The 26,577-nt window shown below is 56.4% G+C and carries 21 protein-coding genes; 5 read left to right on the forward strand and 16 right to left on the reverse strand.

Annotated features, from left to right (window positions below):
- Positions 1-8 precede the first annotated feature (8 nt).
- On the reverse strand, positions 9-779 hold the full coding sequence (gene cmoM / locus HA43_RS08820) for a tRNA uridine 5-oxyacetic acid(34) methyltransferase CmoM (RefSeq protein ID WP_039383578.1): 771 nt from the start codon (positions 777-779) through the stop codon (positions 9-11).
- A 124-nt stretch (positions 780-903) separates the two neighbouring features.
- Between cmoM and elyC the strand changes: the two genes are divergently transcribed.
- Complete coding sequence (gene elyC / locus HA43_RS08825; RefSeq protein ID WP_094111478.1) at positions 904-1,689, forward strand: envelope biogenesis factor ElyC; 786 nt, start codon at positions 904-906, stop codon at positions 1,687-1,689.
- Between the two features lie 64 nt (positions 1,690-1,753).
- On the opposite strand, the gene kdsB is transcribed toward elyC, so the two are convergent.
- The 10 genes from kdsB to serC form a co-directional block, all read right to left on the reverse strand.
- Positions 1,754-2,503: a 3-deoxy-manno-octulosonate cytidylyltransferase gene (kdsB, locus tag HA43_RS08830; protein WP_094111479.1), complete on the reverse strand. Its 750-nt coding sequence runs from the start codon at positions 2,501-2,503 to the stop codon at positions 1,754-1,756.
- Positions 2,500-2,682, reverse strand: coding sequence for a Trm112 family protein (locus HA43_RS08835; protein WP_039383570.1), 183 nt, complete (start codon positions 2,680-2,682; stop codon positions 2,500-2,502). The genes kdsB and HA43_RS08835 overlap by 4 nt, the downstream gene beginning before the upstream one ends.
- A 62-nt stretch (positions 2,683-2,744) precedes the next feature.
- On the reverse strand, positions 2,745-3,728 hold the full coding sequence (gene lpxK / locus HA43_RS08840) for a tetraacyldisaccharide 4'-kinase (RefSeq protein WP_039383567.1): 984 nt from the start codon (positions 3,726-3,728) through the stop codon (positions 2,745-2,747).
- Positions 3,725-5,473 carry a lipid A ABC transporter ATP-binding protein/permease MsbA gene (gene msbA / locus HA43_RS08845; protein ID WP_039383565.1) on the reverse strand — a complete coding sequence of 583 codons (1,749 nt, stop codon included), beginning with the start codon at positions 5,471-5,473 and terminating at the stop codon, positions 3,725-3,727. Before msbA ends, lpxK begins: the two co-directional genes overlap by 4 nt.
- A gap of 34 nt (positions 5,474-5,507) precedes the next feature.
- Complete coding sequence (locus HA43_RS08850; protein ID WP_094111480.1) at positions 5,508-7,766, reverse strand: DNA internalization-related competence protein ComEC/Rec2; 2,259 nt, start codon at positions 7,764-7,766, stop codon at positions 5,508-5,510.
- Positions 7,767-7,968: 202 nt separating this feature from the next.
- On the reverse strand, positions 7,969-8,253 hold the full coding sequence (gene ihfB, locus HA43_RS08855; protein WP_010618275.1) for an integration host factor subunit beta: 285 nt from the start codon (positions 8,251-8,253) through the stop codon (positions 7,969-7,971).
- A gap of 88 nt (positions 8,254-8,341) precedes the next feature.
- Positions 8,342-10,015: a 30S ribosomal protein S1 gene (rpsA, locus tag HA43_RS08860; protein WP_052246478.1), complete on the reverse strand. Its 1,674-nt coding sequence runs from the start codon at positions 10,013-10,015 to the stop codon at positions 8,342-8,344.
- Between the two features lie 121 nt (positions 10,016-10,136).
- Positions 10,137-10,817, reverse strand: coding sequence for a (d)CMP kinase (cmk, locus tag HA43_RS08865; protein WP_071668700.1), 681 nt, complete (start codon positions 10,815-10,817; stop codon positions 10,137-10,139).
- Positions 10,818-11,015: 198 nt separating this feature from the next.
- Positions 11,016-12,302 carry a 3-phosphoshikimate 1-carboxyvinyltransferase gene (gene aroA / locus HA43_RS08870; protein WP_094111481.1) on the reverse strand — a complete coding sequence of 429 codons (1,287 nt, stop codon included), beginning with the start codon at positions 12,300-12,302 and terminating at the stop codon, positions 11,016-11,018.
- A gap of 79 nt (positions 12,303-12,381) precedes the next feature.
- Positions 12,382-13,467, reverse strand: a complete 1,086-nt coding sequence (gene serC, locus HA43_RS08875; RefSeq protein ID WP_039383552.1) for a 3-phosphoserine/phosphohydroxythreonine transaminase — start codon at positions 13,465-13,467, stop codon at positions 12,382-12,384.
- Positions 13,468-13,780: 313 nt separating this feature from the next.
- Here serC and ycaO point away from each other — a divergent pair, with 313 nt between their 5' ends.
- The 4 genes from ycaO (at position 13,781) to pflA (ending at position 19,894) form a co-directional block, all read left to right on the forward strand.
- A complete protein-coding gene (ycaO, locus tag HA43_RS08885) occupies positions 13,781-15,544 on the forward strand; it encodes a 30S ribosomal protein S12 methylthiotransferase accessory factor YcaO (protein ID WP_094111483.1) in 1,764 nt (587 codons plus the stop codon).
- A 257-nt stretch (positions 15,545-15,801) separates the two neighbouring features.
- Positions 15,802-16,662, forward strand: a complete 861-nt coding sequence (gene focA, locus HA43_RS08890) for a formate transporter FocA (protein WP_094111484.1) — start codon at positions 15,802-15,804, stop codon at positions 16,660-16,662.
- A 61-nt stretch (positions 16,663-16,723) separates the two neighbouring features.
- Complete coding sequence (gene pflB / locus HA43_RS08895) at positions 16,724-19,006, forward strand: formate C-acetyltransferase (protein WP_094111485.1); 2,283 nt, start codon at positions 16,724-16,726, stop codon at positions 19,004-19,006.
- Between the two features lie 147 nt (positions 19,007-19,153).
- Positions 19,154-19,894: a pyruvate formate lyase 1-activating protein gene (gene pflA / locus HA43_RS08900; protein WP_039383546.1), complete on the forward strand. Its 741-nt coding sequence runs from the start codon at positions 19,154-19,156 to the stop codon at positions 19,892-19,894.
- Positions 19,895-19,933: 39 nt separating this feature from the next.
- On the opposite strand, the gene HA43_RS08905 is transcribed toward pflA, so the two are convergent.
- The 5 genes from HA43_RS08905 to HA43_RS08925 form a co-directional block, all read right to left on the reverse strand.
- On the reverse strand, positions 19,934-21,085 hold the full coding sequence (locus tag HA43_RS08905) for an MFS transporter (protein WP_039383545.1): 1,152 nt from the start codon (positions 21,083-21,085) through the stop codon (positions 19,934-19,936).
- A 317-nt stretch (positions 21,086-21,402) separates the two neighbouring features.
- Positions 21,403-22,695: a serine--tRNA ligase gene (gene serS, locus HA43_RS08910; RefSeq protein WP_094111486.1), complete on the reverse strand. Its 1,293-nt coding sequence runs from the start codon at positions 22,693-22,695 to the stop codon at positions 21,403-21,405.
- Positions 22,696-22,791: 96 nt separating this feature from the next.
- On the reverse strand, positions 22,792-24,138 hold the full coding sequence (locus tag HA43_RS08915; RefSeq protein WP_094111487.1) for a replication-associated recombination protein A: 1,347 nt from the start codon (positions 24,136-24,138) through the stop codon (positions 22,792-22,794).
- Between the two features lie 7 nt (positions 24,139-24,145).
- The gene (gene lolA / locus HA43_RS08920) at positions 24,146-24,757 is read right to left on the reverse strand and encodes an outer membrane lipoprotein periplasmic chaperone LolA (protein WP_039383538.1); all 612 of its coding nucleotides are present in this window, start codon (positions 24,755-24,757) and stop codon (positions 24,146-24,148) included.
- A 178-nt stretch (positions 24,758-24,935) separates the two neighbouring features.
- The coding region (locus HA43_RS08925; protein WP_280173564.1) for a DNA translocase FtsK at positions 24,936-26,577 on the reverse strand (1,642 nt) is incomplete at its 5' end.

Raw genomic sequence — 26,577 nt, forward strand, 5'->3', positions numbered from 1 at the left:
TGATCCTTTTACCTGGGTTTGCGCGCCGTTACATGGATATAACGCCCTAAGCTTAAAAAGGGCTCCTGACGACAGTAGCGCCGCTCCATTTCAATAATCTCTTCCACGCTCTTACCTGCACCGGGCTGCGGTTTCATGTAATCACTGAACACGCGAACACCGGTGCGCTGCTCAATCACAAAACCGCACTGCGTGAGCCATTGATAGACGTCCTGCGGCTCGCGCGGAAAATCGGGCGACAGGGTACGCTTTTTGCGTTTGGTCATATTGGCGCGCAGGTAGCCGAAATTACCCAGCGTAAGCGTGCGAAACGTCAGCCCGTGTGCGTTGTAAAACATCAGCGACAGCACACCGCCTGGTTTCAGCGTCTGCCACAGCGCCTGCAGCACGGCCAGCGGATCGGCCACCCACTCCAGCACCGCGTGAAACAATACCAGATCGACTGGCGTATCCAAATGCTCGCCTACCTGCTGAGCGCTGACTTGCCGGAACTGCATATTGTGGCTGACGCCGGTTTCCCGTGCGTGGTCCGCCGCCAGTTTCAGCATTTCACCGGAGAGATCGCAGAGCGTGACCTGATGCCCGCGGGCAGCGAGTCCGCTGGAGATTTGCCCCACGCCGCCGCCAGCATCCAGCACAGATAGCGGTCCGGCAGGCAGTGACGGCAGCAGCGCCTCCAGCTCATCCCACAGAATGGCCTGACGCACCAGCCCTTTGCGGGTGCCGTAAATGTTTTGCGAGAATTTATCCGCCAGATCGTCGAAATTACGATCCTGCATGGTGTGCGCTCCGGTTTGCGGCAGTTAACTTGTGCTATTTTGTCACAGGCTCACCAGGAATGAACCTTTCACGCTGCAGTAACTGTCTGGCTGCTGTTTTTTCAGACAAAAGGAGTAAAAAAGGATGTTATTTGCCTTAAAAAAAGTCATTGGCGGCTTGCTTCTGCCTTTGCCGCTGCTGTTACTGCTGATGGCAGCCGGACTTTTGCTGCTCTGGCTGACGCGCTGGCAAAAAAGCGCCAAAGTTTTACTCTCCGTCAGCTGGCTGCTGCTGCTGCTGCTGAGCCTGCAGCCGGTGGCCGACCGCCTGCTGCTGCCGCTGGAAAACCGCTACCCGACGTGGAACGGTACAACGCCGGTGGCCTGGATTGTGGTGCTGGGCGGCGGTTATACCTGGAACCCGGACTGGGCGCCCGGCTCTAACCTGATTGGTAACAGCCTGCCGCGCGTGACGGAGGGCGTAAGGCAGTGGCGACGCAACCCGCAGGCCAAAATGATTTTTACCGGTGCGGCGGCAGGCCAGAATCCGCGCAGCAACGCAGCGGTTGCCGCCGACGTCGCGATGAGCCTTGGCGTACCGCCTAGCGCCATCATTACGCTTGATTCGCCGAAAGATACCGCTGAAGAGGCGCAGGCGGTAAAACAGATGACGGGCAATAGCGCATTTCTGCTGGTCACCTCCGCCAATCATCTGCCGCGTGCGATGGCTTTTTTTCACCACGCCGGGCTGGCACCGATCCCCGCGCCGGCAAATCAGATGGCGATCGTCTCGCCGCTTAACGGCTGGGAGCGTGCGCTGCCCTCGCCACTCTGGCTGAGCCACAGTGAACGGGCTATCTATGAGACGCTGGGACAGATCTGGCAGCACCTGCGCGGTCAGTCGGGCAGCCGTGATGATGCTGCGCCCTGATGTCAGAAAGAGAAAGTGTCAGACAGAGCCAGCGGCGTTGCGCCTGCTGGCCTGACAAAGAGAGTTAACGCTGCATCGCCGCGCGTACGCGCGCCAGATCTTCTGGTGTATCCACGCCCACGCTCGGGATAGTTGTGGCAACCGCCACATGAATTTTTTCGCCATACCAGAGCACGCGCAGCTGCTCCAGTAGCTCAATCTGCTCCAGCGCGCAGGGTTGCCAGGCGACATAGCGGCGAATAAAGCCGGCGCGGTAGGCATAAATACCGATATGCCTCAGCAGCGTATCTCCCGCCTGCTCGCGCGACTGCGCATAGCGCTCGCGATCCCAGGGAATGGTGGCCCGCGAGAAATAGAGCGCGTAGCCCTGCCGGTCGGTTACCACTTTAACCGCGTTCGGATTAAACGCCTCATCGGCATCTGCGATCGGCACCGCCAGCGTGGCCATGCCAGCCTCTGCCGCGGCGAGATTCTCCGCCACCTGACGCACGATACCGGCCGGGATCATCGGCTCATCGCCCTGCACGTTGACAATGATAGTGTCATCGTCAAAGTTGCAGGCTTCAATGACTTCAGCCAGCCGCTCGGTGCCGGACTGATGATCGGCCCGCGTCATACAGACTTCACCGCCGGCCGCAGTTACTGCTGCAGCGACTTCGGGGTGATCGGTTGCGACGATTACGCGATCGGCTCCCGACTCCCGCGCACGCTCCATGACGTGCACGACCATGGGCTTACCGTGGATATCGACCAGCGGTTTACCCGGCAGACGCGTCGAAGCGTAGCGCGCCGGAATGATAGCAACAAAACTCATGGATGGATCTCTTCAGCCGTCAGCGTTCGCGCCTCGGTTTCCAGCAGCACCGGAATGCCATCCCGGACCGGGAATGCCAGTCCGTCAGGCTTGCAGATAAGCTCCTGCTGCGCCTTGTTGAAGTAGAGTTTTCCGTTACAAACCGGACAGGCCACAATCTCAAGTAAACGGTGATCCATACTTTTCTCCTTTCAGGATCGGGGTCAGTTAGTCAGCATACCATAGCGGTTGCCAGACTCTATTACGCGCCGCGGGCCAGTCGGGTGATATCGTCGAGCAGCGGTGCCACTGCCGCACCGGAAAGCTGCGCCTCTACCGGCAGATACCACCAGTTGTCGCGCGCAAACTTACGGCACTTCACCGCATCTTTCTCCGTCATCAGCAGACATTGTCCGCTCAGCGTCAGGCCGGCAAGCTCCGGCTCGCTGTAAGCGTGATGATCGGCAAACGCGATTTCCGCTACCGTTTTAATGCCCTGCTGCTGCAGCGTGGTGAAAAAGCGCGGCGGATGGCCAATACCGGCCATCGCCACAATATCTGGCAGCGCACTGAGCGCAGCGGTTTCGCCCGATAGCAGGTTAACCGCCCGACCCGGCTGCAGCGTCATGGCAATTTCCGGACTGGTGGCATTGCCACCATTAACGATCACTGCATCCACCTGCTGCAGCCGGTGCGCACGCTCCCGCATAGGCCCGGCGGGTAACCACCAGCCGTTGCCAAAGCGGCGCACGCCATCCACCACCACAATTTCGCGATCGCGCTGCAGCGCATAATGCTGCAGGCCATCATCCGTGATGATGATGTCCAGCGAATGCGCCGCCAGCAGCGCTTCGATAGCCTGACGGCGCCGGGGCGCCACGGCAACCGGTACGCCGGTGCGTTGTGCAATCAGCACGGGTTCATCCCCTGCCTCGGCCGTTGAGGTTTCCCCGGTTACCAGCAGCGGATAGTGTGCCGCTTTCCCCCCGTAGCCGCGTGACACCACGCCCGGACGCAGCCCGCGCGCCTGCAGCGCTTCTGTCAGCCAGATTACTACCGGCGTCTTACCGTTACCGCCTGCCGTCAGGTTACCGACCACCACCACCGGACACGGTGCCCGCCAGCTCTGCTGCCAGCCACGCTGATAGCTCAGGCGAATCAGCCAGGTGATAGCACCATACAGCAGGCTAAGCGGCCACAGCAGCAGCCACAGCGGCGAGCGCCCGCTCCAGATGCGTTCAATCATTGACCGAACTGTAACTTATGCAGCTGTGCATAAGCCCCTTTCTCCGCCAGCAGCAGTTCATGCGTACCGCGTTCAACAATACGGCCATCCTCGACCACCACGATCTCATCTGCTTTTTCAATGGTAGAGAGACGGTGTGCGATCACCAGCGAGGTCCGGTTTTTCTGCAGCTCATCCAGCGCCGACTGAATGGCGCGTTCTGACTCCGTATCCAGCGCAGATGTCGCCTCATCCAGAATCAGAATCGGGCAGTCGCGCAGCAGCGCGCGCGCAATCGCAATACGCTGGCGCTGGCCACCGGAGAGCAGTACGCCGTTTTCACCGATAACCGTATCCAGGCCTTTATCCATTTTGTTAATGAAATCCATAGCGTGCGCCATGGTGGCGGCCTGTTCAATCTGTGCCCGGCTATAGTCACCGTTACGCGCATAAGCGATGTTATTGGCGATGGTGTCATTAAACAGATGCACATTCTGCGATACCAGCGCTACCTGATTACGCAATGAGCGCAGGGTATATTCACGCAGATCGTGCCCATCCAGCAGAATTTCGCCGGAATCGATATCATAAAAGCGCGTCAGCAGGCTGGCCATGGTCGATTTGCCCGAGCCGGAGCGGCCGACCAGTGCAACCGTTTTACCCGCCGGCAGCGTCAGGTTAATATCGCGCAACGCCGGGATCTCACGCCCCGGATAGGTAAAGGTCACGTTGCGAAACTCAACGTCGCCTTTAGCGCGTTCAACCGTGCGCGTGCCGTTATCCACTTCCTGCTCACTGTCGAGGATGGAGAACAGCGTCTGGCAGGCTGCCATACCGCGCTGAAACTGGGCGTTAACGTTAGTCAGCGATTTCAGCGGACGCATCAGGGCAATCATGGAAGAGAAGACCACGGTAATGGTACCGGCGGTCAGCGTTTCCATCACGCTGGGGAAGCTGGCGGCATAGAGTACAAACGCCAGCGCCAGCGAGGCGATAAGCTGAATCACCGGATCGGAGATGGAAGAGGCAGAAACCAGCTTCATCCCCTGCTGACGCATTTTATTGCTGACCTGAGAGAAACGTTCCGCTTCCACTTCCTGACCGCCAAAAATCAGCACTTCTTTGTGCCCTTTCAGCATCTGTTCTGCGCTGGTGGTGACCTGTCCCATGGTGTTCTGCATGTTTCGGCTGATGTTGCGGAAGCGCTTTGAAACGGTGCGGATAGCGAACGAGACCAGCGGTGCCAGCAGGATCAAAATCAGTGAGAGCTGCCAGCTGTAGTAGAACATCATGATAAACAGGCCGATGATCGAGGCGCCCTCGCGCACCACGGTTACCAGAGCACTGGATGAGGAGGAGGCCACCTGTTCTGAGTCATAGGTAATACGCGACAGTAGCGTGCCGGTAGACTGCTGATCAAAGAACGCCACCGGCATTCCCATCATGTGTCCGAACAGACGACGACGCATATTCATCACCACATTACCTGACACCCAGGAGATGCAGTAGCTGGAGATATAGCTGGTGACGCCACGTATCAGCATCAGGCCCATGACAGCCAGCGGCATCCACAGCAGAACAGATTTGTCCGCTTTACCGAAACCATCATCCAGTAAAGGTTTCAACAGGGAGAGCATTAGGGTGTCGCCTGCCGCATTCAGCACCAGTGCCACGGCGGAGACGATAAGGCCAGCCTTATGCGGCGCAATCATTGGCCAGAGCCGGCGGAATGTCTGCCAGGTTGAGAGATCTTTGTCTTGATGCATTATTTATTCACGCTGTTTGAAATAGCCGCTCATTCTACCTGGAATCATCTTTTACGCCAAACCACTGATGATACCAGCGCGGCTTTATTTGCTCGCGCAGTCCCTGCATCTGCCAGCGGCCCTGGCTGATACGAATGCGAACCTGCCCCGAGCGTGCGGTATCTGCCCAGCGATAGCCCTGCTCGCGGTAACGCTTTACCACTGCGCGGGCGGGCATACGCCAGGCGTTATAGCGCGCCACAGAAGCCACCGCCGCTTCGCCCGCTATATGCCGGAGAAACAGAGGCGTAGAGGAGGTCCGGCTGCCGTGGTGCGGCACCTGAAGCAGTGTAGCCTGCAACTGACCCTTTTCCAGCGCTGCCAGTTTGCGTTCCCCCGCCTGCTCCAGATCGCCAGTCAGCAGCAAACTGACCTGGCCATCATCCACCCGCACCACGCACGAATCATTATTGTGCCCCGCTACCGGCAGTGCTGGCGGCCACAGGGCGGTAAAACGCAGCCGCCCCCACTGCCACTGCTGGCCACGCACACAAGGCAGATGGCCGGGTTCTCCCAGCGCGCTGCGGATCGCCAGCGCCGGGCGGGCACGTAGCAGCGCGTTCAGCCCGCCACGGTGATCGAGATGCCGGTGACTCAGTATGACGCCCTGCAGCGTGCGTCCGGTGTAGTTCAGCCAGGGCAAAATAGTGCGCTCGCCGGCATCGCCCTGCTGCCACGCCGGCCCGGTGTCATACAGTACCACCTCCCTTCCCTGCGTGATCGCAACCGCCAGACCATGACCAATATCGAGAAAATCGATTTGCCAGTCGCTCTGCTGCGCGTCAGTGCGTCCCAGCAGCAGTGCCAGCAGCAGGCTGGCGAAGCGGGCCGACGTACGGGCAATCAGCCCGCTGCGCCACAACAGCAATCCGCCCCAGATTACTATGACAGCGGGCAGCGTCTGATGCAGGCTCAGCCAGCCGGCGGGCAGCCACTGGAGCGCCTGCACCAGATAGTCCACTGAACGATCGGCTAACCACCACAGCGGCTGTGCCGCCTGTTGCAGTGGCACCAGCAGCGCCAGCAGCAGCAGCGGCACCGTAATAAATGAGATAACCGGCACCGCCAGCAGGTTGGCCAGCAGCGCAGTCAGGCTGATGCCCTGAAACAGAAAGATCTGCAGCGGCGCCATCAGAATCATCATGCCGAGCTGCAGGTGCAGTAGCTGCAGCGGCAGCCAGCGACGTTGCGTACGATAAGGATATGGCAGGGCAAACCAGCTGAACCAGATAATCAGCATCGCTACCGCCAGGGCCGAGAGCCAGAAGCTCTCCGACAGGACCGCCAGCGGATCAAACAGAAGCAGTGTGCCCACGCACAGCAGCCAGATTTGCCAGGCGCTGAGCTGCCAGCCCGCTGCGCGTATAGCGCTCCAGAGCGTCAGCGCGAGCATGGCCCGCTGCGCGGGCGCATGGCTGCCGGCGATCCAGCAGTAGAGAGCAGCGGTCAGCCAGCTGACGATCAGCGGAAATCGCCAGCTGATATAGCGGGCAGGTAACGCAAACTGTATCGCACGCGCCAGCAGCCAGCCACCAGTGGCCGCCAGCGCAATATGCATTCCGGAAATGGCCATCAGGTGCGCGGTGCCGGTATCGCGCAGAAGCTGTCGCAGCGGCGCCAGCATCTGCGATCGATCGCCAAAAGCCAGCGCCTGCAGAATTGCCGGCTGCTTAAGCTCCGCGAGCGCGGCCTGATAGCGAGCCACCAGGGTTGCCCGCAGGCTGCAGCGTTCTGACATCTGCTGCTGATGCATGATACGCCCCTGCAGCGGCATATGATTTGCAACCCGCACGCGCTGCAGATCGTATCCGCCTTCATTCAGGCGACCATGTACTGCCCGCAGCCGCAGCCGCATGTGCCAGCGCTGCCCTGCGCACCAGTTTTCTGTGTTATTCACATTACTGATTTGTACAAACAGCGGCGGAAACTGCAGCCGCTCGTCAACGCGGATCAGCCTGACCAGCAGCAGGTTTTGCCGGGTGTCGACCGCGCTGACGCTGACCATGGCGTCGACCGGCCGTCGGGTGAGCAGCTCCATCGCATTCAGCAGGCTGCGCGCTTCACCCTGTGCCCAGCACGCCACCAGCAGCGTTATCCCTGCCAGTACGGCAGCTTTGTGTGACCGATGCAGTAAAAAAATAGCGATGAGAGTCAGTACGGCCAGCGTGGTGCCGGATGGGATCTGCGGCAGCAGCAGCAGAGGCAGGGTGGCAAGAATGGCAATCCCTGCGCCGGTGGTCCATGTAATGTGCATATTTCTCTCCGTCAGACAGCGCCATTGTGCGGCAGTCAGTGAGAGAAAAAAGCTTACGTCAGATAGATTTGCGTCAGCGCGCCGGTACTTTTTCAGGTGCAGTGATAGGCATTACAGCGCAGCGGGATCGCGCTCGCAAATCACAGAGTGGCAGCAAAAAAAAACGACACCCGGAGGTGTCGCTTTATGGTTCGGTAACGGCTTAGCCGTAGATATTTGCACGGTCACGCAGTTCTTTGCCTGGTTTAAAGTGGGGAACGTATTTACCTTCCAGTTCCACTTTGTCACCCGTTTTCGGGTTACGACCAGTGCGCGGTGCGCGGTAGTGCAAAGAAAAGCTGCCGAATCCCCGGATTTCGATGCGCTCACCCTGTGCCAGCGTAGTGGCCATGTGCTCGAGCATCTCTTTGACCGCATCCTCAACGACTTTCGCCGGAATATGAGTATGCTGGCCAGCAAGTCTTTCAATCAGTTCTGACTTGGTCATGAATCCTCCGGTTAATCCCTGTTTGGAAAGGTATGACAGCTTTTACCGAAACCGGACGATATGACTATCGTCCGGTGCTTCGGGTCGATTACTCGCCTTTAGCCGCTTTGAACGCTTCAGCCATTGCGTTAGAGAAGTTGCTCTCATCCTGTTTGGTGTTAACAGTGTTGATAGCTTCTTTCTCGTCAGCCTGGTCTTTTGCACGTACAGACAGGCTCACAACGCGGTTCTTACGGTCAACGCCAGTGAATTTAGCTTCAACGTCGTCGCCTACGCTCAGAACCTGAGTCGCGTCTTCGATGCGATCCAGTGAAGCTTCAGAAGCGCGCAGGTAACCCTCTACGCCATCAGCTAATTCTACTGTAGCACCTTTCGCGTCAACTGCAGTGACTTTACCCGTCACGATAGCGCCTTTCTTGTTCAGGGTGATGTAGTTGTTGAATGGATCTTCAGCCAACTGCTTCACGCCCAGAGAGATGCGCTCGCGCTCTGCATCAACCTGCAGTACAACGGCAGCGATTTCGTCGCCTTTCTTGTACTCGCGTACGGCTTCTTCGCCGGTTGCGTTCCAGGAGATGTCAGACAGGTGAACCAGACCGTCGATGCCACCGTCCAGGCCGATGAAGATACCGAAGTCAGTGATTGACTTGATTTTACCTTCAACGCGATCGCCTTTGTTGTGGGTCTCTGCGAACTGCTGCCATGGGTTAGATTTGCACTGCTTCAGACCCAGGGAGATACGACGACGCTCTTCGTCGATGTCCAGAACCATAACTTCAACAACATCGCCCACGTTAACAACTTTAGATGGGTGAATGTTCTTGTTGGTCCAGTCCATTTCAGAAACGTGTACCAGACCTTCAACGCCCTCTTCGATTTCTACGAAGCAGCCGTAATCAGTCAGGTTGGTTACACGACCGGTCAGGCGGGTGCCTTCCGGATAGCGCTTAGCGATAGCAACCCATGGATCTTCGCCCAGCTGTTTCAGGCCCAGAGATACGCGGGTACGCTCGCGGTCGAACTTCAGCACTTTAACAGTGATTTCGTCGCCCACGTTGACAATTTCGCTTGGATGCTTAACGCGTTTCCATGCCATGTCGGTGATGTGCAGCAGGCCGTCAACGCCGCCCAGGTCAACGAATGCGCCGTAGTCAGTGAGGTTCTTAACGATACCTTTGACTTCCATGCCTTCCTGCAGGTTTTCCAGCAGCTGATCGCGCTCAGCGCTGTTTTCAGATTCGATAACGGCACGACGTGAAACCACGACGTTGTTACGTTTCTGATCAAGCTTGATTACTTTGAATTCAAGCTCTTTGCCTTCCAGATGCAGAGTATCGCGAACCGGACGCACGTCAACCAGTGAACCTGGCAGGAACGCACGAATACCGTTCAGCTCAACTGTGAAGCCACCTTTAACTTTGCCGTTGATAACACCGGTAACAGTTTCAGCGTCTTCGTAAGCTTTTTCCAGCGTGATCCAAGCTTCATGACGTTTAGCTTTCTCACGGGACAGCAGGGTTTCACCGAAGCCGTCTTCTACTGCGTCCAGAGCAACGTCAACTTCGTCGCCCACCTGGATTTCCAGTTCGCCAGCTGCGTTCTTGAACTGCTCTGCAGGAATTGCAGATTCAGATTTCAGACCCGCATCAACCAGCACGACGTCTTTGTCGATAGAGACAACAACGCCACGAACAATGGAACCCGGACGGGTTTCGATTTCTTTCAGGGACTCTTCAAAGAGTTGAGCAAAAGATTCAGTCATATTGATAATCTTAGGATTCTTCAATTTAACGTCCACCTGACGTCACTGTCGGATGGGGTTGTTTCACATGCCCTGCACCGGTTCCGTGGTACAGGGTTACAGCAATTCTGTCACCGAAAGATTATACACCCAGTTTCTGCCGGGCGTAATCAAGCGCCTGCTCAATCACCTGCTCAATCGACATGCTGGTTGAATCCAGCACCAGAGCATCAGCGGCAGGCACTAAAGGGGCGATAGCGCGATTACGATCGCGGTCGTCGCGTTCCTTTATCTCGGATAAAAGGCGCTCAAAGTTAACATCAATGCCGCTTTTCTGCAACTGCAGCATACGTCGCTGAGCACGTTCTTCCGGGCTGGCATCAAGGAAAATCTTCACTGGCGCATCGGGGAATACCACCGTGCCCATATCACGCCCGTCGGCAATCAGGCCAGGTTCTTCACGGAAAGCGCGCTGGCGACGCAGCAGCGCTTCGCGCACGCGCGGAAAGGCTGCAACGCGTGAGGCGGTGTTGCTTACCTCCTGCGTGCGGATCGCGCTGGTCACATCCTCACCTTCCAGCACCACCTGCATCTCGCCGTCAGCCGAAAGAAAACGCACGTCAAGATGAGCGGCAATAGGTACCAGCGCCTCTTCAGATTCAATATCTACCTGGTGATGCAGCGCGGCGAGCGCCAGCACGCGGTAGATCGCGCCAGAATCGAGCAGGTGCCACTGCAATGACTCCGCCATCGCTTTGCATAATGTCCCTTTGCCTGCGCCGCTTGGGCCATCGATAGTAATTACCGGGGCGATTACCGTCATTGTTCTCTCCTGTTACAGCCTGCTTATTAACAGTCTCTTAGACTATCTGAATTGCGCAGTAGTATACGCTGCCTGCGGCCGGTTAGTTACCCCCGCACACCGACAGCGGTGACAGTTTGCGCTTTTTCAGATGAATTTCTGTGCAGAAAGACCAGCGGAGTACAAAGCGATCCGGCGCCAGCGCGCCGGATCGGGCTATCAGGAGGCGTGGCTGACTTTTGCCAGCTGCTGGAAATAGTCCGGAAACGTTTTGGCCGTGCAGCCGGGATCGAGAATTGTTACCGGCGTATCGGACAGCGCGACCAGCGAGAAGCACATCGCCATACGGTGATCGTTATAGGTGCCGATATCCGCATGCCGGAGCTGCGCAGGTGGTGTAATCCGGATAAAATCGTGGCCCTCTTCGACTTCTGCACCCACTTTACGCAGCTCAGTTGCCATCGCCGCCAGCCGATCGGTTTCTTTCACGCGCCAGTTGTAAATATTACGCATCAGCGTTGTGCCCTGCGCAAACAGCGCCGTCGTCGCGATAGTCATCGCAGCATCCGGAATGTGGTTCATATCCATGTCGATGGCGTTCAGTTCGCCACGCGTACAGGCGATGTAGTCATCCCCCCACTCGATAACCGCACCCATGCTTTCCAGCACGTCAGCAAAGCGAATATCGCCCTGTACGCTGTTGCGGCCAATGCCGGTAACCCGAACGGTGCCGCCACGAATGGCTGCTGCGGCGAGAAAATAGGAGGCTGAAGAGGCGTCACCCTCCACCAGATAATCGCCCGGTGACTGGTACTGCTGCTGGCCTTTCACAATAAAGCGCTGATAATTCTGGTTTTCAACCTCTACGCCAAAGCAGCGCATCAGATGCAGCGTGATATCAATATACGGTTTAGAGACCAGCTCGCCTTTGATCGTGATACAGGTATCCTGCTGCGCCAGCGGTGCCGTCATCAGCAGCGCAGTCAGGAACTGGCTGGAGACGCTGCCGTCTACGCTGACGTCGCCGCCACTGAATCCACCGTTCAGGCGCAGCGGTGGGTAATCACTCTGTTCCAGATAATCAATTCTGGCACCGCCCTGACGTAGCGCATCGACCAGGTGACCGATAGGACGCTCTTTCATGCGCGGCTCACCGGTTAATACCACGTCGTGATCGCCCAGGCAGAGTGCAGCAGCCAGTGGACGCATAGCGGTACCCGCGTTGCCGAGAAACAGCTCCAGCGGCTGTTGCGCATGAAGGGCGCCACCGTTGCCTGTGACTTCGCATACGGTGCGGTCAGGAGAAAGCGTGTAGCTGACGCCCAGCGCCTGCAGCGCAGTAAGCATGTGCTTTACATCATCGCTATCCAGCAGGTTAGTCAGACGCGTTGTGCCGTTAGCCAGCGCGGCCAGCAGCAGTGCACGGTTTGAAACGCTTTTTGAACCCGGCAGGTTGACCGTGCCGTCGATGCGGGCAATCGGTTGAAGAGTGAGGGAGTCCTGCATGTGAAACGAAATCTCCAAAAATACGAAACCCCGTCTGGTGACGGGGCCTGATACCAGACAAGCTGGCGTGAAACACAGATTAGCCGTGGCGACGCTCGAACTCTGTCATAAATTCAGTCAGCGCCTTAACGCCTTCCAGCGGCATGGCATTGTAGATAGACGCGCGCATACCGCCTACGACACGATGGCCCTTCAGCGCATGCAGGCCTGCTTTCAGCGACTCTTCCAGGAACAGTGCATCAAGTGAGGCATCCGCCAGCTGGAACGGCACATTCATACGCGAGCGGTTTGCGCTGGCAACCTCATTACGATAAAAACTGCTGTTATCAATGGTGCCATAGAGCAGTTCAGCCTTTGCCTGATTCAGCTTATCCATCTCACCAATACCGCCCTGCTCCTTCAGCCATTTAAAGACCAGACCAGAAAGATACCAGGCGAAGGTGGGCGGCGTGTTAAACATTGAGTCGTTTTCTGCCAGCACGCTGTAGTCAAGAATGGAAGGAACATGGCGCTGTGCTTTGCCCAGTAGATCCTCACGTACCACCACCAGCGTCAGTCCTGCCGGACCAATATTTTTCTGCGCACCGGCATAAATTACGCCATAGCGGCTGACATCGATCGGCCGGGAAAGAATGGTAGAAGAGAGATCGGCAACCACAATTTTGTCGCCAAAATCGGGCTCTTCATCAATCGCCAGACCATCAATGGTTTCGTTAGGGCAGAAATGCACGTAAGCAGCACTGTCGCTCAGCTGCCAGTCGCGCATCGGCAGCAGCGCGCGCTTGCCGTCCAGCGTGGTTTTGATGTCGATCGCGTTTGGCGTGCAATATTTTTCTGCTTCTTTAATTGCACTGTGTGCCCAGTAGCCGCCATCGATATAATCAGCAGTGGTCGCTTCACCCAGCAGGTTACCCGGGACAGCCGCAAACTGCGCGCGGGCGCCACCGTGACAGAATAAAACTTTGTAGTTGGCCGGGATTTTAAGCAGATCGCGAAAATCCTGTTCCGCCGCTTCCGCCACGGCCATAAACTCTTTACTGCGGTGGCTAATCTCCATCACTGACGTACCTAAACCATGCCAGTTGGTCAGCTCCTGCTCTGCGCGACGAAGTACTTCCACCGGCAGCATTGCCGGGCCGGAGCTAAAATTGTAAACCTGCGTCATGTCCCCTCACCACTCTCAGCTTGAACGGTTATGAATCTCTCCCCCGGTTTTATCATTGCCTCCGGGCGGCTGCAATCATTTATCCGGCCGCGATCACATTTCTGGCGCCCGCTCCGCCGCAGCTTATATTACAAATGTAACGCACTGCGGGATATTGTGAGGCGGGCTGCACCAGGCCTGCGCGGCAGCGGCCCGCTGCTGTCCGTACCGGCGTCATGCAGAGAGAAAATGCCGGCGATGATAGCGCCACTGCGGTAAAACCCGTATTATTGCGCGCTTTACGCCCACCTTATCGACTTGAGAGAGCGCCACTATGACGCAAACGTTTATTCCAGGAAAAGATGCTGCGCTGGAAGACTCCATCGCCCGTTTCCAGCAGAAGCTGCAGGATCTGGGTTTTAATATTGAAGAGGCTTCATGGCTGAATCCGGTTCCGCACGTCTGGTCCGTACATATTCGCGATCGCGATTGCCCGCTCTGCTTTACCAATGGCAAGGGCGCGAGTAAAAAAGCGGCGCTGGCTTCCGCGCTGGGTGAATATTTTGAGCGTCTCTCAACCAACTACTTTTTCGCAGACTTCTGGCTGGGCAAATCCATCGCGAATGGCGATTTTGTTCACTATCCCAATGAGAAGTGGTTTCCTCTGCCGGCTGATGAAAGCCTGCCTGAAGGCATTCTTGATGCGCGCCTGCGTAAGTTCTACGATCCGGACGACAGCCTGAGCGCCGCTGATTTAATCGATCTGCAGTCCGGTAATACAGAGCGCGGCATTTGCGGCCTGCCGTTTACGCGCCAGTCCGATCAGCAGACTGTTTATATCCCGATGAACATTATCGGCAACCTCTATGTCTCCAACGGCATGTCCGCAGGCAATACCGCTAATGAAGCGCGCGTACAGGGGCTGTCTGAGGTTTTTGAGCGTCATATTAAAAACCGTATTATCGCTGAATCTATCAGCCTGCCGGAAATTCCGGCTGAGGTGATGCAGCGTTATCCTGATGTCATTGAAGCTATCGGACGCCTGGAAGCAGAAGGCTTTCCTATCTTCGCTTATGACGCCTCTCTGGGTGGCAACTATCCGGTTATCTGCGTGGTGCTGTTCAATCCGGCCAATGGCACCTGCTTCGCCTCATTTGGTGCCCATCCTGACTTTGGCGTGGCGCTGGAGCGTACCGTTACCGAACTTCTGCAGGGTCGGGGTCTCAAGGATCTCGATGTCTTCACGCCACCGACTTTTGACGATGAAGAAGTGGCTGAACATGCCAACCTGGAGACGCACTTTATCGATTCCAGCGGCCTGATCTCCTGGGATATGTTTAAAGATGAGGCAGACTATCCGTTTGTGGACTGGAGCTTTGCCGGTACCACTCAGGAGGAGTTCGCTACGCTGATGGCGATCTTCGCTGCGGAAGATAAAGAAGTCTATATCGCAGATTACGAACATCTGGACGTGTATGCCTGCCGCATTATCGTACCGGGCATGTCTGATATCTATCCGGCTGAAGATCTGCTGCTGGCGAATAACAACATGGGCGCTTCACTGCGCGAAACCCTGCTGGCGCTGCCGGCCAGTGAGTGGCAGCCTGAGGAGTATCTGGCACTCATTGAACAGCTGGATGAAGAGGGTCATGACGACTTTACCCGCGTGCGTGAGCTGCTGGGCCTTGCCACCGGTAAAGATAATGGCTGGTACACGCTGCGTATTGGCGAGCTAAAAGCGATGCTGGCGCTGGCGGGAGGCGATCTCGATCAGGCGCTGATCTGGACGGAGTGGACCATGGAGTTCAACCAGTCTATTTTCAGCGCGGAGCGTGCTAATTACTACCGCTGCCTGCAGACGCTGCTGCTGCTGGCCATGGAAGACGAGCGTGAACCGGTGCAGTATCATCGTGCGTTTGTCCGGATGTATGGTCAGGCGGCAGTTGATGCCGCATCCGCTGCGCTGAGCGGTGAAGCGCCGTTTTATGGTCTGCAGGCCATTGATGAAGATCTCCATGCGCTGCCTGCCCATCAGGCGCTGCTGGCCGCCTATGAAAAACTGCAGGCGGCAAAACGTCGCTACTGGTCCGCTGCATAACCGCCGCGCCAGCGTGGTTTGCTGACTCATCTGAAACCGGTATGGCCAAACGGACATACCGGTTTTTTTAACCGTATGAAATGCTGATTAAAATAATAATGTAAAGTTTAAAATTATTTTTTTATAATATATTCATTAGCTTAAGTGATTTTAACGCTGCATTCCTTCTCCTCTTCCGCTCAAAGATGATCCATATCAATTCCGCTGCTCACCCGCTTTGTTAGCATCTCCTCAGACCTGTTACGGAGAGCGTAAGCGTGAAAGCTGACAACCCCTTTAATGCTTTACTGCCTGCGGCAATGGCTAAAGTTGCTGAAGAAGCGGGTGTCTATAAAGCGACTAAACATCCCCTGACAACCTTTTTCCTGGCCATTACCGCCGGCGTCTTTATCTCAATCGCATTTGTGTTCTATATCACTGCAACCACCGGCAGCGCGCCGCTGCCCTGGGGCATAGCCAGGCTGATCGGGGGCATCTGCTTTTCACTGGGTCTGATGCTGGTAGTGGTATGCGGGGCCGATCTTTTTACCTCAACGGTGCTCATCGTCGTGGCTAAAGCCAGCGGGCGTATCAGCTGGCTGCAGCTGGCCCGTCACTGGCTCAATGTCTACATCGGTAATCTGTGCGGCGCGCTCTTTTTCGTCATGCTGATCTGGCTGGCGGGTGAGCATATGGTTGCCGGGGGTGCCTGGGGTCTTAATCTGCTGCAAACCGCCGATCACAAGATGCATCACAGTTTTATACAGGCCGTTGCGCTGGGTACGCTGGCCAATCTGCTGGTCTGCCTGGCCGTCTGGATGAGCTATTCCGGCCGCAGCCTGACTGACAAGATGATTGCCATGATTCTGCCGGTGGCGATGTTTGTTGGCAGCGGCTTCGAGCACAGCATCGCCAACATGTTTCTGATCCCGATGGCCATCCTGATCCGCGATTTTGCCGCACCGGAATTCTGGCAGATCACCGGCGCCAATGCCGCTCAGTTTCCGGCACTCAATCTCAGCGACTTCGTTTTCAACAATCTGATCCCGGTTACGCTCGGCAATATTCTTGGCGGTGGTGTGCTGGTTGGATTGACTTACTGGGTTATTTATCTGCGCGGCTCCGCGCCGGCAGCGTGATTGCGGCCGGGGGCAGCGATGCGTCCGGCAAGAAAGTCTCCTTACATAAGGCAGGTATATCATGTCCGAACTGAATGAAAAAATGGCAGCAGCCTGGAAAGGATTTAAGGCCGGCGAGTGGAAAACCCGCGTCAACGTACGCGACTTTATCCAGCTGAACTATACGCCGTATGAAGGCGATGAAGCATTTCTCGCGGGTGCCACCCCCGCCACAACGGCACTGTGGAACCGCGTGCTGGAAGGGATCAAAATTGAAAACCGCACGCATGCACCGGTGGACTTTGATACCGATCTGGCTTCAACCATTACCTCGCACGACGCAGGTTATATCGATAAATCTCTGGAAACCATCGTTGGGCTGCAGACTGAAGCACCGCTGAAACGCGCCATTATTCCCTTTGGCGGCATCAAAATGGTGGAAGGCTCTTGTAAGGTCTACGGTCGCGAACTCGATCCGGCGCTGAAAAAAATCTTTACGGATTACCGTAAAACCCATAACCAGGGGGTATTTGATGTCTATACACCCGATATTCTGCGCTGCCGTAAATCAGGCGTCCTGACCGGCCTGCCTGACGCCTACGGCCGTGGTCGTATCATCGGCGATTACCGTCGCGTTGCGCTCTACGGCATTGACTATCTGATGCAGGACAAAGTGGCGCAGTTCACATCGCTGCAGCACGATATGGAAAACGGCGTGGATCTGGAAGCCACTATTCGCCTGCGCGAGGAGATCGCTGAACAGCATCGCGCGCTGGGCCAGATCAAAGCGATGGCGGCAAAATATGGTTGTGATATCTCGCTGCCGGCTACCACCGCACAGGAAGCGGTACAGTGGACCTACTTTGGTTATCTGGCGGCAGTAAAATCGCAAAACGGTGCCGCCATGTCGTTTGGCCGCGTGTCTACTTTCCTCGATATCTATATTGAACGTGATATGCAGGCTGGCAGGCTCACCGAAGAGCAGGCGCAGGAGCTGATTGACCATCTGGTCATGAAGCTGCGCATGGTGCGTTTCCTGCGCACGCCGGAATATGATGAGCTCTTCTCAGGCGACCCTATCTGGGCGACCGAATCACTCGCCGGTATGGGCGTTAACGGGCGCACCCTGGTGACCAAAAATACGTTCCGCTTCCTGAATACGCTGTACACCATGGGTCCCTCCCCTGAACCCAACATGACCATTCTCTGGTCCGAGAAGCTGCCGCTCAACTTTAAGAAATATGCGGCTAAAGTTTCCATCGATACCTCGTCGCTGCAGTATGAAAATGACGATCTGATGCGTCCTGACTTTGATAATGACGACTACGCTATCGCCTGCTGCGTCAGCCCAATGATTGTCGGCAAGCAGATGCAGTTCTTTGGCGCACGCGCCAACCTGGCTAAAACGCTGCTGTACGCTATCAATGGCGGGGTTGATGAAAAACTCAAAATGCAGGTCGGACCGAAAGAAGCGCCGATTACTGATGAAGTACTCGACTTTGACACAGTCATGGCGCGTATGGATCACTTTATGGACTGGCTGGCGAAGCAGTATGTCACCGCGCTGAACATTATCCACTTCATGCATGATAAATACAGCTATGAAGCTGCGCTGATGGCGCTGCACGATCGCGACGTTTATCGCACCATGGCGTGTGGTATTGCCGGGTTATCGGTGGCAGCAGACTCCCTCTCCGCCATCAAATATGCACGGGTAAAACCGGTGCGTGATGCGGATGGGCTGGCCACGGACTTTGAGATTGAGGGCGACTATCCGCAATTTGGCAATAACGACCCGCGCGTAGACGATCTGGCCTGCGACCTGGTAGAGCGGTTTATGAAGAAAATTCAGCGGCTGCAGACCTATCGCAATGCCGCGCCGACCCAGTCCGTGCTGACCATTACCTCAAATGTGGTATACGGTAAAAAAACCGGTAATACCCCGGATGGCCGCCGCGCCGGTGCGCCGTTTGGTCCGGGGGCTAACCCGATGCACGGACGCGATCAAAAAGGTGCCGTGGCCTCGCTGACCTCGGTGGCTAAACTGCCGTTTGCCTATGCAAAAGATGGTATCTCCTACACCTTCTCTATCGTGCCCAACGCGCTCGGCAAAAATGATGAGGTACGAAAATCAAACCTGGCGGGCCTGATGGATGGCTATTTCCATCATGAAGCGGCGCTGGAAGGCGGTCAGCATCTGAATGTTAACGTCATGAATCGCGATATGCTGCTGGACGCAATGGCGCATCCGGAAAATTATCCGCAGCTCACCATACGCGTTTCAGGTTATGCGGTACGGTTTAACTCGCTGACCCGGGAGCAGCAGCAGGATGTGATCACCCGGACCTTCACTGCCTCACTCTGATGATAAACAGGGCTCCCTGACAGGAGCCCTGCTTCAGAGTCCGTTTTGCCAGCGTGCTGACGCGGGAACGCTGGCAAAACGGACTTCCCTGCTGAGCACAACAGAGATTGTGCTGCCTGAAACAGGCCAAACCGGAGAACCATCGCTATGTCTGCTGTCGGTCGCATTCACTCTATTGAATCCTGCGGGACCGTTGACGGTCCTGGCATCCGTTTTATCACCTTTTTTCAGGGCTGCCTGATGCGCTGCCTCTACTGCCATAATCGCGATACCTGGGATACTCACGCGGGTAAAACAGCGACGGTTGAAGAGCTGATGCGGGATGTGATCGCCTGTCGCCATTATATGAACGCGTCAGGCGGTGGTGTGACCGCCTCCGGCGGAGAAGCGATCCTGCAGGCTGAATTTGTGCGCGACTGGTTCCGCGCCTGTAAGCAGGCGGGCATTCACACCTGCCTTGATACCAACGGCTTTGTGCGGCGCTACGATCCGGTAATCGATGAGCTGCTGGAGGTCACCGACTTAGTGATGCTCGATCTGAAACAGATTAACGATGAGATCCATGAAATTCTGGTCGGCGTTTCCAATCACCGCACGCTCGATTTTGCCCGCTACCTGCAGAAGAAAAACAAACGCACCTGGATCCGCTACGTGGTTGTGCCGGGCTATTCAGATGATGACGACTCTGCACACCGCCTCGGCAGGTTTACCGCTGACATGCAGAATGTGGAAAAAATAGAGCTGCTTCCCTATCACGAGCTGGGCAAGCATAAATGGGAAGCTATGGGGGAAACGTACCAGCTGGCTGGCGTCAGGCCACCAGCCAGAGAGACGATGGAGCGGATTAAAGCGATTCTGGCAGGCTACGGGCACAGCGTGATGTACTAAAACCCGCGCGCGCGACCTGCTCTCTGATATTTACACCTGTCAGGCGTGCGCCACCGGCGTCGCATGATGATCGGCTTTGCGCAGCAGCATGACCAGATAGACCAGTGCCACCGCAGCAATCATCACAAACAGCAGCTGGTCAGAGTAACGCTGCATCAGCATTGAAGTCATTGCCGGCCCCACCAGGCTGCCCACGGTATAGCTGAACAGCAGCGCCTGATTCATCGCCACCAGCTCATGGTGCGCAACGGTTTCACAGGCCCATGACATGGCAACCGGATAGAGCGTAAAGCCTGCCAGCCCCAGCACAAACAGCGCCGGCGCCATCGCCGTATCGCCCAGCATCGCCACGGCGCCGAGGATCACGACAAACACCTGCACGCGCAGGACCATCAGGCGGCCAAAGCGATCGGCCAGACGTCCGACGGGCCACTGCCCGATAATACCGGAACTCACCAGCAGCGCCATCCAGTAGCCTACTGAGGCGTCACTCATACCGCGATGCGACAGATAGAGCGGCATCAGTCCATAGAGCGAGCCCAGCACAATGCCGGAGATGATGCAGCCATTGATGCCCAGACGTGAACTGCGGCGGCGCAGCATGCTCCAGATACGCGTAGTGGACGCCTCTTCGCTCTCTCCGGCCGTGCTCACCTGCACAAAAAGCAGTGGCAGCATAGCGCAGACAATCAGTGCCGTGACCCAGGGGATCACGTGCAGCAGTTCAGTGGACACGCTGCTGACCAGCAGCTGCCCGGCTACCGTACCGAGATAATAGACAATCATATAGGCAGCCAGCAGCTGACCGCGGTTACGCACCGTACCGCTGCAGAGCAGAGCGCTTTCAACCACTACCCAGATCAGCGCGCAGCCCACGCCGGCGCTGAAGCGCAGCAGCGTCCAGCTGGAGAAGCCCTCCAGCAGCACCATTCCCATTGTCGCCAGGGCAAACAGCACGCTGGCGAAATAGAAGCAGCGATTAAAGCCGTAGCGCGCAATCAGCCAGCCAGCCAGCAGCGTGCCTGCCAGATTACCGGTGTAATAGGCGGAACTCGCCATCCCTACCTGCCAGGTAGGCAGCTGCTCATGGGCAAGCCAGAGCGGCACCAGCGTATTAAGCACAGCGATAGAAACCGTCATCAGCATTAAGCCGCAGAGCAGCAGCAGGACGGGGCGCGACCAGGTAAGCATAAGGATAAAACCAATGGAAAGAAGCGAGAATTGCGCGCAGTTTGCCACTGGAAAATGGAAAGTCAACGAACAGAAAAACAGCACCGCACAATTTGCTGCTGAACAATTTATTTTTTTATCTTCAGGAGGTTAGAAGCATCATCGCCAGAGCGGAATTAAAATCTATCGCTATGAATTTACAGATTTTTAGCGCTTAACCGCTGCTTCTCTTCGATAACGTTTATTTGTGATAGCTTTGCCGCAAAATCGGATTGCTGCGCACGGCATCGCCCATAAAAAAACCCGGCCAGAGCCGGGTTCTTTTAATTAGCGGACAATCAGCCGATATACTCCAGACCGCCCATATAAGGACGCAGTACGTCCGGTACGGCAATGCGGCCATCTGCCTGCTGATAGTTTTCCAGAACCGCGACCAGCGTACGCCCCACCGCCAGACCCGATCCGTTCAGCGTGTGCAGCAGACGCGGCTTTTTATCGCTCTTGCTGCGGCAGCGTGCCTGCATACGACGCGCCTGGAAATCCCACATGTTGGAGCAGGAAGAGATTTCACGATAGGTATCCTGCGCCGGCAGCCAGACTTCGAGATCGTAGGTTTTAACCGCGCCAAAGCCCATATCGCCGGTGCAGAGCAGCACTTTACGGTATGGCAGATTAAGCAGCTGCAGCACTTTCTCCGCATGACCGGTCAGCGCTTCCAGCGCATCCATAGAGGTTTCTGGCGCCACGATCTGCACCATTTCCACTTTATCAAACTGGTGCATACGGATCAGCCCGCGCGTGTCGCGGCCGTATGAACCCGCTTCAGAGCGGAAACAGGGCGTGTGCGCGGTCAGCCTGATCGGCAAACTCTCTTCTTCAACGATTTCATCACGCACCAGGTTGGTCAGCGGCACTTCCGCGGTAGGGATCAGCGCATAGTTGCTGCTGCCCGCTTCTTCACCCAGCGGTTTGGTGTGAAACAGATCTTCGCCAAATTTTGGCAGCTGCCCGGTGCCATACAGCGTATCGTGGTTAACCAGATACGGCACATAGGTTTCCAGGTAGCCATGTTCCTGCGTGTGCAGATCGATCATAAACTGGCTCAGAGCGCGATGCAGACGCGCAATCTGGCCCTGCATGACGATAAAGCGAGAGCCGGTCAGTTTAACAGCGGCGGCAAAATCCAGCCCTTTAACAGATTCACCCAGCTCTACGTGATCTTTTACCGGGAAATCAAACTGGCGCGGCTCACCCCAGCGGCTGATTTCCAGATTCTCACTGTCATCTTTACCCAGAGGAACGTCATCAGCTGGCAGATTGGGCAGCGCCAGCGCAAAATCGCGGATCTCATTTTGCAGCACATCCAGTTCCGCTTTTGCCGCATCCAGACGTTCACCCAGCGTATTCACTTCCTGACGCAGCGGCTCGATATCTTCCCCACGGGCTTTTGCCTGGCCGATGGATTTGGATCGGGCATTACGCTCAGCCTGCAGATTTTCGGTTTCGACCTGCAGTACTTTGCGGCGCTCTTCTAAGGAGCGCAGCGTATCCACATCCAGTTTAAATCCCCGGCGTGCCAGTTTTTCTGCGACTGCGTCTGGCTCGTTACGCAGCAGATTGGGATCGAGCATGCTTATCCTGTGTAATAAAAGGTTGATTGAAAAATGAGGGGTTGCATCCCACTGGAATGCAATGAATTCCTTACTCACCTTACCGTAACGCGTTTATCAGCGGTAGCGTTTTATCGGGCTATTTTCATCCTGCTCAGCCAGCCAGGCGAGTTTTTCACCGATCTTTCCTTCCAGTCCGCGCGGCACAGGATGGTAATAGCGGACATCGCGCATTTCCGGCGGGAAAAAGACTTCGCCGGCCGCATAGGCGTTGGGTTCATCATGCGCGTAGCGATAGCTTTTACCCAGCCCCATCTCTTTCATCAGCTTTGTCGGCGCATTACGCAGATGATCCGGCACATCGTAATCAGGATGCTCGCGCGCATCGCGCAGCGCCGCTTTGAAAGCCGTGTACACTGCGTTGCTTTTCGGCGCACATGCCAGATAGACAATCGCCTGTGCAATCGCACGCTCGCCTTCTGCCGGCCCGACGCGCGTAAAGCAGTCCCAGGCTGAAATGGCTACCTGCATGGCGCGCGGATCGGCATTTCCGACATCTTCCGAGGCGATAGCCAGCAGACGCCGTGCGACATAGAGCGGATCCCCGCCGGCGGTAATAATCCGGGCGTACCAGTAGAGCGCCGCGTCGGGCGCAGAGCCGCGCACCGATTTGTGCAGCGCCGAGATGAGATCGTAAAAGCGATCGCCCTGGTTATCAAAGCGCGCCGCACGCTCGCCAGCCACTTCGGTCAGCAGCTGCGGCGTCAGCTCCCGCTTGCCCTGCGCGCTGACATCTGCCATATCTGCCATCATTTCCAGCGTATTCAGCGCACGGCGCGCGTCACCGCTTACCAGTTCGGCAATCATCCGGCGCGTGGCATCAGGCAGCACGATATCACTGTCACCATAGCCGCGAGTGCTGTCTTCCATCGCCTGCGTCAGCACCTGCTCAATCTCCTCTGTCGTCAGTGATTTGAGCAGATAGACGCGCGCACGCGACAGCAGCGCAGAGTTGAGTTCAAACGAAGGGTTTTCCGTGGTAGCACCGATAAATGTGATGGTGCCATCTTCGATATGTGGCAGAAAGGCATCCTGCTGGCTTTTATTGAAGCGATGGACCTCATCCACAAACAGGATAGTGCGGCGGCCGGCGTGGCGGTTTTGCCGGGCGCGCTCAATCGCCTCACGAATATCTTTTACGCCTGACGTGACCGCTGAGATGCGTTCCACATCAGCATTACCGTAGTGCGCGATGATCTCTGCCAGCGTGGTCTTGCCGGTGCCCGGCGGTCCCCACAGAATCATCGAGTGCAGCTGCCCGGCTTCAATCGCCCGCGGCAGCGGTTTGCCAGGGGCCAGCAGATGCTGCTGGCCGATATACTCCTGAAGCGTCGTAGGCCGCATTCTGGCGGCCAGCGGTTTAAACGCATTTGAAGGGGCAAAATCCAGAGAGAGATTACTCAACTCAACCTCACTGACGCTGGTCGTCTACCGTTACCCCTTTTGGTGGCGTAAAGGTAAATTTATCGGGACTGATAGCACCATTTTTCTGGCTCTTCAGCTGGTAGCTGCTGCGCTGGCCATCCTGCTCAACCGCGCTGAACTGATTGATAGTGCCCGATGACGATACGTTGATGGTGAACTGTTTCAGGTTGCCGTCGCTGTTTTTTGGCGTCAGCTCAAAGCTGTCACCCTGCTGTTTGATGTTGTACTGCTTCCAGTCGCTGGGCTGATTGCGGGCAATAAGCATAAATGGCGTATTGCTGGTGGCATTCTGCAGCAGGCTCACGCTGGCCTGTTCAACAAACGGATTGTAGAACCACAGGTTTTTACCGTCGGAGACAATAACGCTCTCATCCGGCGCCGTCATGTGCCAGTTAAACAGGCTGGGACGCTTAACCCACAGCTCGCCTTCACCATCCTGCACATTGGCACCGCTGCCGTCGGTGACTTTCTGGCTAAAGCTGGCATGGAAACTGTTTACTTTGTTCAGGCGCTGCTGCAGGTCGCCGGAGGCATCCGCCAGCGCTGATGCTGAAACAAAACCGGCCAGCAGGCCACAGGCAATAACGCGTAATTTCATCTGATTCGATTCCTTATTCACTGTTCCTGATACTCACTGCTATTAAACGTAGTTGCCGTATTGTCTCTTCGACAGAAGAAAAAGCCGAAAGGTCCCAAAGATATGGGGATTGCGCAACAGATAAACAATGGGCCAGTTGTTAACTGGCCCATCAGGAAAGTTGTGCTGTCAGCCGGCGTTACATTTCATGTGGCGGCGGCGAAAGCACCTCGCGGTTACCGTTATGGCCCGGCTCAGAAACAATCCCCTGCGCTTCCATCTGCTCAATGATACGTGCCGCACGGTTATAGCCGATACGGAACTGACGCTGTACACCAGAGATAGAGGCGCGACGTTTCTCAACCACAAAGGAGACGGCCTGATCGAATAGCGGATCGAGCTCTTCATCACCATCCATCCCGCCTGCGCCGCCTTCGCTCTCCTCGCCCGCGGTGATGCTGTCGATATACTGCGGGCGTCCGCGCGCTTTCCAGTCCTGCACGACAGCATGAACTTCCTGATCGCGCACGAATGCGCCATGGACGCGTACCGGCATTGAGGAGTTAGGTGGCATATAGAGCATATCACCCATTCCCAGCAGCGATTCTGCGCCGCCCTGATCGAGGATGGTACGCGAGTCAATCTTACTTGATACCGTAAAAGCGATACGCGTAGGAATGTTGGCTTTAATCAGACCGGTAATCACGTCAACCGACGGACGCTGGGTTGCCAGCACCAGGTGAATACCGGCAGCACGCGCTTTCTGCGCCAGACGCGCTATCAGCTCTTCTACCTTTTTACCCACCGCCATCATCAGGTCGGCAAACTCATCCACCAGCACAACGATATAGGGCAGCTTCTCGAGTACGGGCGGCGTCATGTCCATGCTGTCACCCGGCTTCCAGAACGGATCGGGAATCGGACGGCCCATCGCCGCAGCCTGCTCAATTTTTTCGTTATAACCGGCGAGGTTACGTACGCCCAGCGCAGACATCAGTTTGTAGCGACGCTCCATCTCCACCACGCTCCAGCGCAGTGCGTTAGCAGCGTCTTTCATGTCGGTGACCACCTCGGTAAGCAGGTGCGGGATCCCTTCATAAACTGACAGCTCAAGCATTTTCGGGTCGATCATGATAAAGCGCACCTCTTCCGGGGTCGCTTTATAGAGCATACTGATGATCATGGTGTTAACGCCAACCGACTTACCGGAACCGGTAGTACCGGCAACCAGCAGGTGTGGCATTTTTGCCAGATCGGCGACAACAGGCTGTCCGGAGATATCTTTACCCAGCACCACTGACAAAGGAGAAGGATTATCGCGGAACTTATCGCAATCCAGCACTTCACGCAGATAGACCGTCTGACGATGTTTGTTCGGCAGCTCAAGTCCAACGTAAGGTTTACCGGGGATCACCTCTACCACACGCACTGCCACGGCTGACAGTGAACGCGCCAGATCGCGGGAAAGGTTTGAGATCCTCGCCGCTTTAACGCCCGGCGCCAGATCGAGCTCAAAGCGGGTGATCACCGGACCCGGAGAGATCCCTACCACTTCCGCTTTTACCCGGTAGTCAGCCAGACGCGCTTCTACCAGGCGCGCCGTCTGTTCCAGAGCAAACATATCCACCGGCTCTTCTTCTTCCGGAGGAGCCGTCAGCAGCTCAAGTACCGGAAGCGGCGTGGAAGGTTTTTCCAGCGGTCGTTCATGACGCACCAGGAAAGGGTGAAACAGACTATCCTGCGCCGGTACGGCCGGTGCTGCGGCAGGCTCTGCTGCCGGTGCAGCTGGCTGCTGCCACTCTACGGCTGGTTCGGCTGCCGGTGCGGCTGGCTGCTGCCAC

Source organism: Pantoea eucrina, assembly GCF_002095385.1.
Classification (GTDB): Bacteria; Pseudomonadota; Gammaproteobacteria; order Enterobacterales; family Enterobacteriaceae; genus Pantoea; species Pantoea eucrina.

Coding starts and splice junctions, on each gene's coding strand:
- cmoM (WP_039383578.1), bottom strand. CDS start 779: ATGCAGGATCGTAATTTCGACGATCTGGCGGATAAATTCTCGCAAAAC.
- elyC (WP_094111478.1), top strand. CDS start 904: ATGTTATTTGCCTTAAAAAAAGTCATTGGCGGCTTGCTTCTGCCTTTG.
- kdsB (WP_094111479.1), bottom strand. CDS start 2,503: ATGAGTTTTGTTGCTATCATTCCGGCGCGCTACGCTTCGACGCGTCTG.
- HA43_RS08835 (WP_039383570.1), bottom strand. CDS start 2,682: ATGGATCACCGTTTACTTGAGATTGTGGCCTGTCCGGTTTGTAACGGA.
- lpxK (WP_039383567.1), bottom strand. CDS start 3,728: ATGATTGAACGCATCTGGAGCGGGCGCTCGCCGCTGTGGCTGCTGCTG.
- msbA (WP_039383565.1), bottom strand. CDS start 5,473: ATGCATCAAGACAAAGATCTCTCAACCTGGCAGACATTCCGCCGGCTC.
- HA43_RS08850 (WP_094111480.1), bottom strand. CDS start 7,766: ATGCACATTACATGGACCACCGGCGCAGGGATTGCCATTCTTGCCACC.
- ihfB (WP_010618275.1), bottom strand. CDS start 8,253: ATGACCAAGTCAGAACTGATTGAAAGACTTGCTGGCCAGCATACTCAT.
- rpsA (WP_052246478.1), bottom strand. CDS start 10,015: ATGACTGAATCTTTTGCTCAACTCTTTGAAGAGTCCCTGAAAGAAATC.
- cmk (WP_071668700.1), bottom strand. CDS start 10,817: ATGACGGTAATCGCCCCGGTAATTACTATCGATGGCCCAAGCGGCGCA.
- aroA (WP_094111481.1), bottom strand. CDS start 12,302: ATGCAGGACTCCCTCACTCTTCAACCGATTGCCCGCATCGACGGCACG.
- serC (WP_039383552.1), bottom strand. CDS start 13,467: ATGACGCAGGTTTACAATTTTAGCTCCGGCCCGGCAATGCTGCCGGTG.
- ycaO (WP_094111483.1), top strand. CDS start 13,781: ATGACGCAAACGTTTATTCCAGGAAAAGATGCTGCGCTGGAAGACTCC.
- pflB (WP_094111485.1), top strand. CDS start 16,724: ATGTCCGAACTGAATGAAAAAATGGCAGCAGCCTGGAAAGGATTTAAG.
- pflA (WP_039383546.1), top strand. CDS start 19,154: ATGTCTGCTGTCGGTCGCATTCACTCTATTGAATCCTGCGGGACCGTT.
- HA43_RS08905 (WP_039383545.1), bottom strand. CDS start 21,085: ATGCTTACCTGGTCGCGCCCCGTCCTGCTGCTGCTCTGCGGCTTAATG.
- serS (WP_094111486.1), bottom strand. CDS start 22,695: ATGCTCGATCCCAATCTGCTGCGTAACGAGCCAGACGCAGTCGCAGAA.
- lolA (WP_039383538.1), bottom strand. CDS start 24,757: ATGAAATTACGCGTTATTGCCTGTGGCCTGCTGGCCGGTTTTGTTTCA.